Consider the following 13,233-nt stretch of genomic DNA (forward strand, 5'->3'; position numbering starts at 1 on the left):
TAGTGGGAGTGAGTGAAAGCGACAAGCGGTTGATTCATGTAATAACTTCTCTTATCTTTTAGTATAAAAATAAAACTACCATAAGTATAATGAAAATATGTTATTTTAAATATTAGTAATTACTAATGTTTATGTTCTGTAATACAGTTCGTTGTTGATTAGTTGTAAGGTAAGGATGATGTAGGTCGATTTTTCGTGAAAAAAGGGACACAAAATCTGAAGGCTGGAACTTTAAGAAAGCATGGAGCTGAAGTGAGTAGGGAAACGGTAAATGGCTGATTAATATAGAGTTCTCTAATGTTACTAAAAAAAGATACTTAAATAAATGAAGGTGATTTAGATGACATTATTACAATTTGAAGTGTTTATCATGGTTGTTGAAACTAAAAGCTTTACCAAAGCTAGCCAAAAGTTAGGATTTACACAATCTGCTGTATCACAAATGGTCAAAAAACTGGAATCAGAATTAGGAGTTACATTGCTAAATCGAAGTCGTACAGGTGTTAGTCCAACTAAAATGGGTGAAAAAATGCTACAACATATGCGTGAAGTATCTAGAATTGTTTCGATCATGAAACAAGAAGCAGCTGCATCAATTGGCTTGGAAATTGGAACTTTACGTATAGGATCGACACCAAGTGTCTCTTATAAATTACTTCCTGGAATTATAGGAGGCTTTCGTCGTTTGTTCCCTGGCATCGAGATTCGTCATTTTGAGGGAGATAATGAGGAAGTAAATGATTGGATTGAGAAATCAATCGTAGATATTGGATTTATTTCTTCTCCTTCACATGAAATTGAATTCATTCCATTATTAAAAGATGAAATGTTGATTTTTGTACCTGACACTCCATATTGGAGACAAATGGAAAATATTAATTTAAAAGATACGATAAATAATTGCTTTATTATGCCCAAAGGAGATTGTGAAAATTTGATTTTTGATTTGTATCAAAAAGAAGGATTGATTCCCAAACTAAGCTATGAAGTAAGTGATCCTACAACGATTTTAGCAATGGTACAAGAGGAAATCGGGTTAACTATCTTACCTAAAATGGCTGTTCCACGGCATTCATTAGCTGTTCACTCTCTTTCACTTAAACCCCAAGCGACGCGTACAATCGGACTCGGAATTCGCTCTAACTCGTGTATTTCTCCTGTGGTAAATGAATGGATTATATATTCTAAGAATTATGTCGAACAAATATATCCTAAATCATAGTAAACAGTTCCCAGTATGCCTTTTAAAACAGCAACCATACTAAGAATAGCGAAAGGAGGATGATTCCTTTTGCTAAAATCTCAAGAAGTAATTGGCTTATCTGTGGTGCATCTGAAAACAGGGAAAAAAGTAGGGACAGTCATTGACCTTTTGTTCGATGAAAGCCAAAAAATGAGAGGGATATTGGTAGAAAATGGTGGCTGGTTAAGGAAGAGACGTTGGGTTCCAATGAAATATATTTCTTCCATTGGCAAAGATGCGGTGATTGTGGACAGTGAAGATCCGCTACTTTTATTAGATTCTTCCACCAAAGACTGGACAGGGATTTTATCTGGCCAAAAGAAACTACGCGGGCGACCTGTTATTTTATCTAACGGATGTGAAGTGGGTCGACTCGAAAACGTCTATTTTATGGAAGAAGTGGGAACGCTGGTAGGGTACGAGCTCTCTGATGGCTGGATGAGTGATGTTAAAGTAGGGCGCAAAATGTTAAAGTCAGATATCCCATTGGTTTGGGGGGAGGATGTTTTAATTGCTCCCACTGACCAAATCCAATTAAAAGATGCGAAATAAAGGGTGAGAAGAATCATGCTGTTTCGCTGTCCTAACTGCAATTCGCACGATCTAGGAAGAGTAGGAACAAATCAACTATACTGTTGGCATTGTTTTGTTGAAATGACGACCGAAAATGATCGGATTTGTTCCATTTATCAAGTTGAGGAAGATGGCAGTCTCACTTCGCTAAATGACCTGTTTTTAGATGATTCGCACCAAGAATACTTGGCCTAAAAGGTGGGGAAACATGAACCGGAAAACTACAACGCTAATGGTTCTGTTGGCCAGTGCCGCCGCTGTCGTTCTCCCCTTCATCCGATCCAAAAGGATGAATTTCTTTCGTCGATGGGGAAGATTTTTAACTAAACGATTTAAATGGAATTCGGCATATGGAAAAATGGCTACCAGTTTTTTGGCTAAGCAAATGATACGCCGCCTTCGCTTTGTTAAATAAACCTCAAACCCTCTGAAAAAAGCTTCAGAGGGTTTGGCTTATTAGAAAAAACATGATTAATCGGTTATCTCAAGTTTTTTGGTCATAAAAAAATCGCTTTTTCCGTATCTTATGGATAGGTAGTCCAAAATGGGAGGTGAACCGATGTCTAAGTGGACAGAATCGCGATTACTCACGATTTCTGTGCTGATACTCGTTTTTTTGGCGATTCTTTTTTTATTGACGCAAATGGGTTCACTCTTTAAAGAGTTAGGTCTTTTTTTAAAATCAGTACTTGGTCCATTTATTATCGCAATGATAATCTCTTATTTACTAAATCCGATTGTCAATTTACTTAGTCAAAGAATGGTACCACGTTCGATAGCAGTATTAATTATATATACACTATTTATCTTGTCTTTGACGATTTTGATCATTAATTTACTTCCTCATTTGGATAAGCAGTTTCATGAATTGGCTGAGCATTTACCCGAATGGAATCAGCAATTACAGCTAATGGCTGACGAATACAATCACCATAGTAAAGATATACTACCTAGTAGTATTAAAGTAGGTATTGAAAGAGCTTTAATCCGTCTAGAGCAAAGTATTAGTGATAGTGTTGGTAATTTAATGAGTGGGATTGGTAATACGATTAACTTCTTTTTTTTAGCACTCATTATTCCGTTTCTTGCTTTTTATATGATGAAAGATGCCCATGACATCGAGAAAAGTGTGATTTCATTTATTCCACGGGATAAACGTCGAGGAATGATAAAATTATTTAAAGATATTGATCAAGCATTAGGAAACTATGTGCGAGGCCAGTTTATTGTGTGTTTGGTAGTCGGACTACTTGCTTACATAGGGTATCTGATTATTAGTCTTCCGTATGCTCTAATTTTAGCACTTGTTGTTAGTGTGTTTAATATTATTCCTTATCTAGGTCCGTTTATTGGAGCAGTTCCAGCGATTTTAGTAGCTATTTCTGAATCCAAAGAGTTGGTATTGGGAGTTATCATTGTTAATTTTATTGTGCAGGTATTAGAAGGGAATTTTTTATCTCCACAAATAGTAGGGAAAACACTTCATATGCATCCATTATTTATTATTTTTGCTTTACTTGTCGGTGGAGAAATCGGTGGGGTAATGGGTTTAATTTTAGCTGTTCCTGTTTTTGCAGTAGGAAAAGTCATCTTTGAACATCTCATTTCTTACTATATCCAGCATCGTACCTCATAGTAATACAAGGGAGACAAATTTTTTATAAGAAGGCTATGGATTTTGGATTAAAATGTGTATAATAATGTACATGCCAGTTGTATTATTTCATCGAAAAATTAGATATGGCAAATATGATGATAGAACCTGAGTATGACTGATCGCCGTCAGAGAGGAAAACCCATGGGCTGAAAGGTTTTCTCGGTATGAAAGTGATATGGCCAGTTCTGGAATGCAGCTAGTCCCTGCCGGCGACTCGTCGTCGTTATATAAACGAAGTGACCATACTATATCATAATGAGTATGTATGGTAATAAGGGTGGTACCGCGGGAACCTTCTCGTCCCTTCAATATGAAGGAATGAAGAAGGTTTTTTGTGTTTTTAAAGGTAGCTGATTCTAATTGTATTGGAATGGACTTAGGGCATATTTTCACTATATGACTGAGGTTAATCAACAGACCTGAATCAACACTACTTTTAGGAGGGATAATCATGAAAGCTTATGAAATTCGTCGTAAATTTCTTGAATTCTTCGTTGAAAAAGGACATGATATCGAACCGAGTGCATCTTTGGTACCTGTAGATGATCCAAGTCTATTATGGATTAATAGTGGTGTAGCTACGTTGAAGAAGTATTTTGATGGTCGATTAACTCCCGAAAATCCACGTATTGTAAATGCACAAAAGTCGATTCGTACCAATGACATTGAAAATGTAGGATATACAGCACGTCATCATACCTTTTTTGAAATGCTTGGAAACTTCTCAGTAGGAGACTATTTCAAAGAAGAAGCTATTATTTGGGCATGGGAGTTTTTAACAAGCCCTAAGTGGCTAGGACTTAATCCAGAGCGATTACACGTGACGATTCATCCTAAAGATGATGAAGCATACCACATTTGGTATGAAAAAATCGGTATTCCTGAATCACGGATTGTCAAATTAGAAGATAATTTTTGGGATATTGGAGAAGGGCCAAGTGGTCCAAACAGTGAGATTTTCTATGATCGTGGTGAAGAGTTTGGTAGCCTGTCGGATCCTGAATGTTATCCAGGTGGAGAAAACGAACGTTTCCTGGAGATTTGGAATTTGGTATTCTCACAATTTAATCACAATCCAGACGGATCTTATACACCACTTCCTAATAAAAATATTGATACAGGAATGGGATTGGAACGGGTTGCTTCCGTACTGCAAAATGTACAAACGAACTATGACACAGACTTATTCCAACCCATTATCCAAGAAGCTTGTCGAAAGCTAAATGTTTCTTATGGAAAAGATAAGGAAACAGATATTGCGCTAAAGGTAATGGCAGACCATATCCGTACCTTAGTCTTTGCAATTGGGGATGGTGTACTACCTTCAAATGAAGGACGTGGTTATGTATTGCGTCGCCTGTTACGCCGAGCTGTACGTTATGGGCAAAAGCTAGGGATGAACCGTCCATTTTTATATGAATTCACAGACATTGTAGCCGAAATTATGTCCGATTATTATCCTGAACCCATTGATAAAAAAGAGTTTATTGCTAAAGTGATTTATGGTGAAGAAGAGCGCTTCTTAGAAACGCTAGCAGATGGATTACGAATTTTAGAAGAGATGGTTCATCTTGCAGAAGAAGAAGGACGAAATACGATTACAGGCCCAGAAGCATTTAAATTATATGATACGTATGGTTTTCCGATTGAACTTACAGAAGACATCGCAAGTGAGCATGGGTTGGCTGTTGACCATGTAGGATTTGATCAAGAAATGGAACTTCAGCGTAAACGGGCGCGTGCAGCACGGCAAGATGTTGATAGCATGAAGGTACAAGGTGGTGTATTAACTGAACTCGAGGTACCTTCGGAATTTGTTGGCTATGAAAACTTAGAAAAACAAACGGAGATTAGTGCGATCATTTTTGAAGAGCAACGGGTTGATTTATTAGGTGAAGGAAAAAAAGGACTTGTCATTTTAAAAGAAACACCATTTTATGCTGAAAGTGGAGGTCAAGTAGCAGATATTGGATGGATACGCACGAAAGATGCAGAGCTACGGGTAGAAGATGTACAAAAAGGTCCACGAGGTGAGCATGTTCATCATATCGTTGTTCAATCAGGCACGATTCGACAAGGAGAAAAAGTCACGGCAACTATCGATACTAGCCTTCGTTCTCAAATCGTAAAAAATCATACAGCAACCCATCTATTGCATAAAGCATTAAAAGAAGTATTAGGAGAACATGTGAACCAAGCAGGATCATTGGTAGCTCCTGAACGACTTCGTTTTGACTTCACACATATCGGATCGATCAGTAAAGAAGAGTTATCTGAGATTGAAAAACGTGTGAATGAACAAATTTGGCAAAATACACCCGTTGATATCATGGTTAAACCTCTTGAAGAAGCCAAAGAGATGGGAGCTATGGCCTTATTTGGAGAAAAATATGGTTCAGTGGTACGTGTAGTTCGGGTGGGAGATTATAGTTTGGAGCTTTGTGGTGGAACCCATGTAGGAAGTACAGGTGAAATCGGTGTATTTAAAATTGTTAGCGAGTCAGGGATTGGTTCTGGAACGCGTCGTATTGAGGCAGTTACCGGAAAACGGGCATTTGAATATTTTGAAGAGCAATTAGGTATCTTATATTTAGCAGCACAAATGCTAAAAGCTTCTCCACAAGATGTCGTAAATCGCGTTGAACAATTGCAATTAAAATTGAAAGAAATTTCTCGTGAAAATGAGTCGCTAAAAGCGAAATTAAGTCAGGCAGCAGCTACAAAATTACAAGATCAAGTCGTGGAAATTGCTGGGATCCCTGTTTTAGCCGTTCAAGTAGAAGCAAATGATATGAATAGCTTACGTAATACATTAGACGACTTACGTCAAAAAATTACAGAAGGAATTATTGTTTTAGGAGCTTTAAGTGGGGAAAAAGTTCATTTAGTTGCTTCAGTTTCTCCAAAGTATGTTCAGGAAGGTTTCCATGCGGGTAAATTAATTAAAGAAGTAGCTTCCATTTGTGGTGGAGGTGGCGGAGGACGCCCCGACTTAGCACAGGCTGGTGGGAAACAGCCCGAGCGTCTACCACAAGCATTAAATGCTGTATCAAATTGGGTACAAAATCAGGCATAGTTATTTATAGAGCATATTGCATTAATGGAAAAAGAAGACTAGACTCAAAAAAGATAAGCGGTAGATCTATGCTACAACCTTTGTATAAGCAGGAGATGTCTTTATACTAATGAATGAAAATCATTCACTTCGAAAAGAGTGATTCTATGATGTGTCGTCCATGTGGAGAGGAGATGAGGAATGCCATGGATGATAAAACAATGAAGTTTGATTTTCGTGGTGAAAAAGAAACGAATCCACGCGAAGTTTTACTTCACGTGTACGAAGCATTAAAAGATAAAGGTTATAATCCGATTGACCAAATCGTTGGTTATCTGACATCAGGCGACCCAGCTTATATTCCACGTCATAATAATGCACGGACACTGATACGTAAATTAGAACGAGACGAGCTAATTGAGGAACTGGTTAAATTTTATTTGGAAACAAATGAAAGGAATTCAGACGGTTGAGCTTATTTCAAAACACAAATGCCACACGAATTTTAGGACTTGATCTTGGACAGCGTCGAGTAGGAGTAGCAATAAGTGATGAGCTCGGATGGACTGCACAAGGGATTACAGTGATCCAACGCGATGAATCATCCAGTTGGCTTAGCCGACTGGATGAATTAATTCATCAGTATGAAATCAAAGCAATTGTTGTCGGACTTCCCCGAAATATGGATGGAAGTATTGGATTTCGAGGAGAAGCATGTAAACAAACTGCAAAGGAATTAGAAGAGCGCTATGGACTACCAGTTCACCTTTGGGATGAACGATTATCCACAACAGCAGTTGAGCGTACTTTAATTTCAGCAGATCTAAGTCGTAAAAAGCGAAAGAAAGTAATAGACCAGATGGCAGCATCTTGGATATTACAAGGTTATTTAGACGCCCAAGGAGGAAAATAAAGAAATGACGGAAAAAAAACAAGGTACGGAGCTGGTAGAGACGATCGTTTTGGATACGGAAGATGGTAAAAAAGAAGAGTTTCAAGTTTTAGGTTATTTCGAGCTAAAAGAGACTGGAAAAAAATACGTTCTTTTAACCCATGAGGATACCCAGAATGAAGATGGAGAACAAGATGTGTTTGCGTATCGCTATTATGAAGAAGGCGAAAATATCACTCTAGAAGAAATTGAAAGTGATGAAGAGTGGAATATGGTTGAGGAGACACTAAATACACTTGTTGATGAGGAAGTTATTTAATAGGTGATGAAGATGGAGCCATTCGATGATATGAGTGTGAAAGAAGAAAATATTCTACGAGATGCAAATGGAAAAGGATCTTATTTAATACAGCAAAATGATCAAGGTTCTGTGGAATATAAAATCTTACATGAATTAGAATTAAATGGTCAACGCTATGCTATTATGCAAAGAAAAGATGATCATCCTGATGAGGCTTCATTGTTCCGGATTCATGAACAAACAGTTCAAGAAATTGAAGATGAAACAGAGTGGGAAAAAGTGGCTGAAGCAATCGATGAAGCATTTTATCAAGATGAAGGAACAATACAGCATTAGGAATAAAAGCAGGAAAATAAGAGAAATAATGGAATAATAACGAGGAGAACTCTTCAGAAACGTATGAGGAGGAATCCTCGTTTTTTAGTTGGAAAAATAGTCTTCCTATAGATGTAATTTGTTCTAACAAATGAAAAATCTTCTTTTAAAAAATAAAATCGATTTATGTTAATATAGACATACCTTTATACCCAAAGTGTGATAGGGATAGATATTTCTTATGATAAACTTCATCTGTTTTTGCTTAAAAGAATAGACAGTAATTTTATACAATAAAGTGCCAACTGTGATAAAAATGAATTGGATTGATTATATTAGTTCTTTATCTGAAAATAATTAAGGATAAAGAGGGGAGGCCTTTAATGAAAAAGTGGCGGATTTATTATGCAGTTTTTTTAGCTTTAGCATGGATAATTACTGGCTATCTTTATATATACTATACGCTGGACTCACCTAAAAGAAATGAAGAGATATATATTACCATACCTGAAAAAAGTTCAGTAAAAAAAGTAGGTGAGATTTTAGAAAAGAGCAAAGTGATTCATCAGGATTGGTTCTTTGCTTATTATATGAAGATCAAAGGAATAGCTATAAAAGCAGGGGATTATCGAATTCAACCAAATGAAAAGCTTAGTGATATATTACAAAAGCTAATGACTGGAAAGCAGGATGGAATTAAAATTATTATTCCACCTGGAAAAAATGTTAAAAATATTGCTGAGATCTTGGAGAAAAATGGACTCGATGGTCAAGGCTTTTTAACAGCATTAAAAAATCGGCAACCTAAGTATGAATTTGAAAAACAAATTCCGAATGATCCTAAACGGTATTATAAATATGAAGGATATTTGTTTCCAGAGACTTACTTTTTCAAAAAAGGAGAACAGGGTGAACATATTGTAGATGATATGTTAGCGCAATTTGATAAATTTATCAAAAAGCATGAAGGGCAAATTGAAGGTAAGAGCATGTTCCAAAGCAAACCATTTACGATTGACCAAATGGTATTAATTGCGTCTTTAGTTGAAAGAGAAGGAAGGAAAAAGGAAGAGCTAAAAAAGATTGCAGGTGTTTTTTATAATCGCCTAAATAAACCAAACGATCCTAACTTCCGGCGACTAAGAATTGATGCAACTAATGTTTTTGCTAATGAAATGGAAAATAACAAGTATACAAAAGTTAGTGATATGAATAATAAGCTTATCACTCCTTATAACACATATAAGGTGGATGGCTTGCCACCAGGAGCGATTGGGAGCCCATCACAAGAAGCGATGGAGGCAGCAATTCACCCAGAAAAGCATAATTTTTATTTCTACACAGCAAAGTATGATGGAAGTGGATTACATTATTTTGCCAAAACGTATGATGAGCATAAGAAATTTATCCAATTAAGCCAAAAGAATGCAAAAGCGGGGAAAGGGATATAAGGAAGTGATGCCTAGCTTAAACAAGAGCTAGGCTATTTTTATAGTTAGAGCATGTTGCATAAAATTCCTGTTTTATTATTGAGCCCATTTCTAAAAAAATTGCTTTAAAAACTAAATTTACCAAAATTTTCCACTCTATGAATGAAACAAGCTATAAATAAGTTTAACTCTATTAATAAGGAAATGTATCATTTGAATTTTTAATATATTGATAGTATCCTCTAAAAAGAGATTAATTTAAACGGGATAAAATATCAGAGCACTTTTCTTAGGACGAAGTATATCCCTGCTATTTCCTGTCTATGCTGGAATTTGAAGCGGGGTGAGTGTCGTGAGAATACGTGGATGGTTTGTATCAGCTGGACTCGTATTGGGACTTATGTTCATTATGGTTCGGCTATTTATGATTCAAGTAGTTTCCACTCGGTCTTTTTCAGCACTCGAGGCTGATCTGATTCAAAAAGCAGATGCAATCCATCAAAAAGAAGTAATTATTAATAGTGGACGTGGAGAAATCATTGATCAGGTTGGTCGTTCTTTTGTGGGAGAAGAAAATTTGCGCTTGTTCGTCTTTCCACAAACGGAGCAACAGCTCTATTTAAGAAGAAAACAGTTTCTACAACTATCTCGATTGTTGGGCTATCAAAAAGATGTTTTGTTTAGAGAGATGACCCATTTAACAAAACCGACTATTTTGACGACAATAAATGGGAAAGAACTCATATTAAACCAGGTACAAAAAACAGAAATTAATAAACTGAAAATTCCAGGTGTTTTTGTTGTGAATTCAGATAATCGGGTAAGAAACAAACCTTCAGCACAGCAAGTGATTGGTCGAATTGGACGGAATCCTTCTTTGATTAAGAATCTATATTCAAAGGAGATCCAAAGTGGGAAATATTCATTGCAGTCATACATAGGAGTAACTGGTTTAGAAGCTGCATTTGAGTCGTTTTTACATAGTGAAGCGGAAAAAGTATTAAACTATACAACGGATGGAAGAGGAAAAGCCCTAGTAGGAGCAAAACTGTTTTTTAAAGAGAAGAACAGTTTAGACCCTTCTTATTCTATCAAAACTACATTAAACAAAGATATTCAAACTAGGATTGATAAGATATTAGAAGAGGAACATGTAGAAGAAGGAGCAGTGGTTATACAAGAAATTCAAACGGGAAATATACTAGCGATGAGTAGCCGACCATCAGGGAATGGTAGCTCTCAAATGAAAAACCCTTGGGATAACCGAGCCATTATGGAAGCCACACCTGGCTCGATCTTCAAAACGGTGGTAGCGATTGCTGCATTAGAAGAAGGAGTTGTTAGACCAGATACAGTTTTTCATTGTAAGGGGCATTTACAAAAGTATAAGCTAACGGATGATCATAAAAGCGGGCATGGTAAGATCACCTTCACTGAAGCGTATGCAAAATCCTGTAATATTGTATTTGGGCAGGTGGCTGAAAAGTTAGGTGGAGAAAAAATAGAAGCTTATGCAAGGCGACTAGGACTAGGACAAGAAGTTATTTGGTCTGGTAAAGTTTTCAAAGATAAGGAGTTTCATCAACTTCCGCAAGAGCAAACGGGAGTAATTTTTGCCAATAACGAAGCAAAAAAAGATTTAGGGGCAGTTGTCCAAGCGGGAATTGGTCAAAGAGATGTGAAGTTGACACCTATTCAAGCAACGAATATGATAACCTCACTTTTTCATCGTGGGAAAGTAATTAGACCAAGAATTGTAACAGCAATTTATGATCAAAATGGTAAAATTTACTATTCATTTGTTAATCAATATTTACCAAATCAGAAACCACTGAAAGCAAGAACGATTAATGAGATGCAGCGAATGATGAGAATGGTTGTAAAGGGTGGGACAGCAACATCCTTGAATCAAGCTAAATGGTCCTTAGCCGGTAAAACTGGAACAGCACAAGTAGGAAAGGATAATAGCTTATATAATAAATGGATGATTGGTTTTGGACCTTTTGCGCACCCTAAGTATGCGGTAGCTGTAGTGATTCACTCCATCAAAACTGAGGATGATATACGAGCGAAAAAGATTTTTCAAAAAGTCATGGATGAAATGTTTTTGTATGAAAATCGGGATAAAACAACAAAACATAAAATAAAAAAAAGGAATAATCCCAGTAGATTATCACATTAATTCAAGGAAGAATTCCAAAAATGTATATTCATTCCAAGTTGGATGATGTTGAGTTGTTTTGAACGAGAGATTATGATAATAATAAGAAAGTAAGAGTTAAAGGAGTAAATGAGATGAAAATTACGGTGAATTTATCAAAGGTTGAGTTAGACTTAATTGAAGATGCATTGGTTCATTATTCAAATCTACTGATGAAATCGGAGAATCGTGATGATATGGTAGATATGGAGTATGAACTACAGTTATGTAAACGTATATTTGAGGAGTTTGGAATGGAAGCTGAATTTGAACTGGAAAATATGCAGCAAGAGCTGAAACAAAACAATCAAGTTCCTCCTGCTTCGATGCCAAATCAATATCCTTTTTCTCGCTAACCGAAAGGGCCTCCGAAAAGGAGGCTAACATTTGCTTTATAACTGGACTCATATATTTGAAAATTATGAATTGAATATAGTAAAACTAGTCATCTATCCTATTTTTAGATAGATGACTAGTTTTACTGTTTTTATAAAGGAAGGTTAAAAGCCCAAACTGCAAGTAAGATTACTCCAGCTAAGATAAAGCGATAAATTGCAAAAGGGGTTAAGTTGATTCTCTTTAGTAAGGCGAGGAAGAATTTAATGGAAAAGAGGGAAACGATGAAAGCTGTTATAAACCCAGTTGCAAAGAAGGGAATATCACTTGCATTTAACATATGCCAGCTTTCCAAAAGATCTTTCCCACTAGAGGCCATCATCATCGGGAGCCCTAAGATAAACGCAAAGTCAGCGGCAACTCGACGTTCGATCCCTACCAATAAGCCACCTGCCATCATAGATCCTGATCGAGAAAAACCTGACCATAAAGCTAGACACTGAAATAAGCCAATCGTGAGAGCTTGTCCATAAGAGACTTCATCTAGGCTTTTGGTTCGTGTTTTTGGACCTAGCTTTTCGGCAATAATCATTAGAATACCGCCAACAACGATTGCAAGTAATACAGAACTGGTTGATTTCATGATCGATTTAATACTATCATAAAACGTTACACCGCAAATTGCTGCGGGGATCATCCCTAAGAGAATATGTATTAAAGTTAATTTATTTTTTTTCTTTTTATTTCTCCGGCTTAATGTAGGAGGTGATTTTGGTGCTTTTTCAAAAAGGAGTTCATCACGGGAAGCAGCATGTTGATGTTGAGCATGTGTCTGAACTTGATTAGGCTCTATAGCTTGCTCTTTTTCTTCTTTTTCTCCTACATTGATCCCAATTAGGCTAAGTAGTCGACGCCAGTAAACAACGGTGACTGCTAACATGGAACCCAGCTGTATCACAACGATAAATACTTCCCCTTTAGGCTCACGGTAATTCAATAGGATGTTTTTAACTAGAACCATATGCCCAGTGGAGGAGACAGGAGCAAACTCAGTAAGCCCCTCCACAATCGCAAGTATTATAGCTACAAATATTTCCCACATGTATTTGCGTCACTCCAATCACTCGATAATAACAGTTCCGCTGCTATTCATATGAAGTAATTGTACCATCTAAAATACTAAACGGAAGTTGTGTTTTTATGAACAATAATATCAGAATAGTAACAATTT

Annotated in this window: 14 protein-coding genes; 13 read left to right on the plus strand and 1 reads right to left on the minus strand. The window is 36.6% G+C overall.

The genetic code is table 11. The features are described 5' to 3' along the window. Positions 1–340: 340 nt before the first annotated feature. The 13 genes from DL897_RS06720 (at position 341) to DL897_RS06780 (ending at position 12,022) form a co-directional block, all read left to right on the plus strand. On the plus strand, positions 341–1,222 hold the full coding sequence (locus DL897_RS06720; protein ID WP_113658377.1) for a LysR family transcriptional regulator: 882 nt from the start codon (positions 341–343) through the stop codon (positions 1,220–1,222). A 69-nt stretch (positions 1,223–1,291) separates the two neighbouring features. Next, positions 1,292–1,795, plus strand: a complete 504-nt coding sequence (locus DL897_RS06725) for a PRC-barrel domain-containing protein (RefSeq protein ID WP_113658378.1) — start codon at positions 1,292–1,294, stop codon at positions 1,793–1,795. Positions 1,796–1,810: 15 nt separating this feature from the next. Then, positions 1,811–2,011 carry a hypothetical protein gene (locus DL897_RS06730; protein WP_113658379.1) on the plus strand — a complete coding sequence of 67 codons (201 nt, stop codon included), beginning with the start codon at positions 1,811–1,813 and terminating at the stop codon, positions 2,009–2,011. 13 nt (positions 2,012–2,024) lie between these two features. Further along, positions 2,025–2,231, plus strand: coding sequence for a hypothetical protein (locus tag DL897_RS06735; protein WP_113658380.1), 207 nt, complete (start codon positions 2,025–2,027; stop codon positions 2,229–2,231). Positions 2,232–2,375: 144 nt separating this feature from the next. After that, complete coding sequence (locus DL897_RS06740; protein WP_113658381.1) at positions 2,376–3,452, plus strand: AI-2E family transporter; 1,077 nt, start codon at positions 2,376–2,378, stop codon at positions 3,450–3,452. Between the two features lie 472 nt (positions 3,453–3,924). Next, on the plus strand, positions 3,925–6,549 hold the full coding sequence (gene alaS, locus DL897_RS06745) for an alanine--tRNA ligase (protein ID WP_113658382.1): 2,625 nt from the start codon (positions 3,925–3,927) through the stop codon (positions 6,547–6,549). 185 nt (positions 6,550–6,734) lie between these two features. Further along, the gene (locus DL897_RS06750) at positions 6,735–7,001 is read left to right on the plus strand and encodes an IreB family regulatory phosphoprotein (RefSeq protein ID WP_113658656.1); all 267 of its coding nucleotides are present in this window, start codon (positions 6,735–6,737) and stop codon (positions 6,999–7,001) included. Further along, positions 6,998–7,441 (plus strand): Holliday junction resolvase RuvX, encoded by a 444-nt coding sequence (ruvX, locus tag DL897_RS06755; protein ID WP_113658383.1) that lies wholly within the window; start codon positions 6,998–7,000, stop codon positions 7,439–7,441. The genes DL897_RS06750 and ruvX overlap by 4 nt, the downstream gene beginning before the upstream one ends. A 4-nt stretch (positions 7,442–7,445) precedes the next feature. After that, positions 7,446–7,739 (plus strand): DUF1292 domain-containing protein, encoded by a 294-nt coding sequence (locus DL897_RS06760; RefSeq protein WP_113658384.1) that lies wholly within the window; start codon positions 7,446–7,448, stop codon positions 7,737–7,739. Positions 7,740–7,751: 12 nt separating this feature from the next. Beyond that, positions 7,752–8,057 (plus strand): DUF1292 domain-containing protein, encoded by a 306-nt coding sequence (locus DL897_RS06765; RefSeq protein ID WP_168188689.1) that lies wholly within the window; start codon positions 7,752–7,754, stop codon positions 8,055–8,057. A gap of 362 nt (positions 8,058–8,419) precedes the next feature. Further along, the gene (mltG, locus tag DL897_RS06770; RefSeq protein ID WP_113658386.1) at positions 8,420–9,487 is read left to right on the plus strand and encodes an endolytic transglycosylase MltG; all 1,068 of its coding nucleotides are present in this window, start codon (positions 8,420–8,422) and stop codon (positions 9,485–9,487) included. A 331-nt stretch (positions 9,488–9,818) separates the two neighbouring features. Then, positions 9,819–11,648 (plus strand): peptidoglycan D,D-transpeptidase FtsI family protein, encoded by a 1,830-nt coding sequence (locus DL897_RS06775; protein ID WP_113658387.1) that lies wholly within the window; start codon positions 9,819–9,821, stop codon positions 11,646–11,648. A gap of 113 nt (positions 11,649–11,761) precedes the next feature. After that, entirely contained in the window at positions 11,762–12,022 is a 261-nt protein-coding gene (locus DL897_RS06780) for a hypothetical protein (protein WP_113658388.1), read from the plus strand. Between the two features lie 131 nt (positions 12,023–12,153). Here DL897_RS06780 and DL897_RS06785 read toward each other — a convergent pair whose 3' ends face one another. Then, complete coding sequence (locus tag DL897_RS06785) at positions 12,154–13,104, minus strand: undecaprenyl-diphosphate phosphatase (protein WP_113658389.1); 951 nt, start codon at positions 13,102–13,104, stop codon at positions 12,154–12,156. Positions 13,105–13,233 lie beyond the last annotated feature (129 nt).

Source organism: Thermoflavimicrobium daqui (genome assembly GCF_003313465.1).
GTDB lineage: Bacteria > Bacillota > Bacilli > Thermoactinomycetales > Thermoactinomycetaceae > Thermoflavimicrobium > Thermoflavimicrobium daqui.

Excerpts from the sequence above, each read along its gene's own strand:
- DL897_RS06720 (WP_113658377.1), top strand. The coding sequence starts at position 341 with ATGACATTATTACAATTTGAAGTGTTTATCATGGTTGTTGAAACTAAA.
- DL897_RS06730 (WP_113658379.1), top strand. The coding sequence starts at position 1,811 with ATGCTGTTTCGCTGTCCTAACTGCAATTCGCACGATCTAGGAAGAGTA.
- DL897_RS06735 (WP_113658380.1), top strand. The coding sequence starts at position 2,025 with ATGAACCGGAAAACTACAACGCTAATGGTTCTGTTGGCCAGTGCCGCC.
- DL897_RS06740 (WP_113658381.1), top strand. The coding sequence starts at position 2,376 with ATGTCTAAGTGGACAGAATCGCGATTACTCACGATTTCTGTGCTGATA.
- alaS (WP_113658382.1), top strand. The coding sequence starts at position 3,925 with ATGAAAGCTTATGAAATTCGTCGTAAATTTCTTGAATTCTTCGTTGAA.
- DL897_RS06750 (WP_113658656.1), top strand. The coding sequence starts at position 6,735 with ATGGATGATAAAACAATGAAGTTTGATTTTCGTGGTGAAAAAGAAACG.
- DL897_RS06760 (WP_113658384.1), top strand. The coding sequence starts at position 7,446 with ATGACGGAAAAAAAACAAGGTACGGAGCTGGTAGAGACGATCGTTTTG.
- DL897_RS06765 (WP_168188689.1), top strand. The coding sequence starts at position 7,752 with ATGGAGCCATTCGATGATATGAGTGTGAAAGAAGAAAATATTCTACGA.
- mltG (WP_113658386.1), top strand. The coding sequence starts at position 8,420 with ATGAAAAAGTGGCGGATTTATTATGCAGTTTTTTTAGCTTTAGCATGG.
- DL897_RS06780 (WP_113658388.1), top strand. The coding sequence starts at position 11,762 with ATGAAAATTACGGTGAATTTATCAAAGGTTGAGTTAGACTTAATTGAA.
- DL897_RS06785 (WP_113658389.1), bottom strand. The coding sequence starts at position 13,104 with ATGTGGGAAATATTTGTAGCTATAATACTTGCGATTGTGGAGGGGCTT.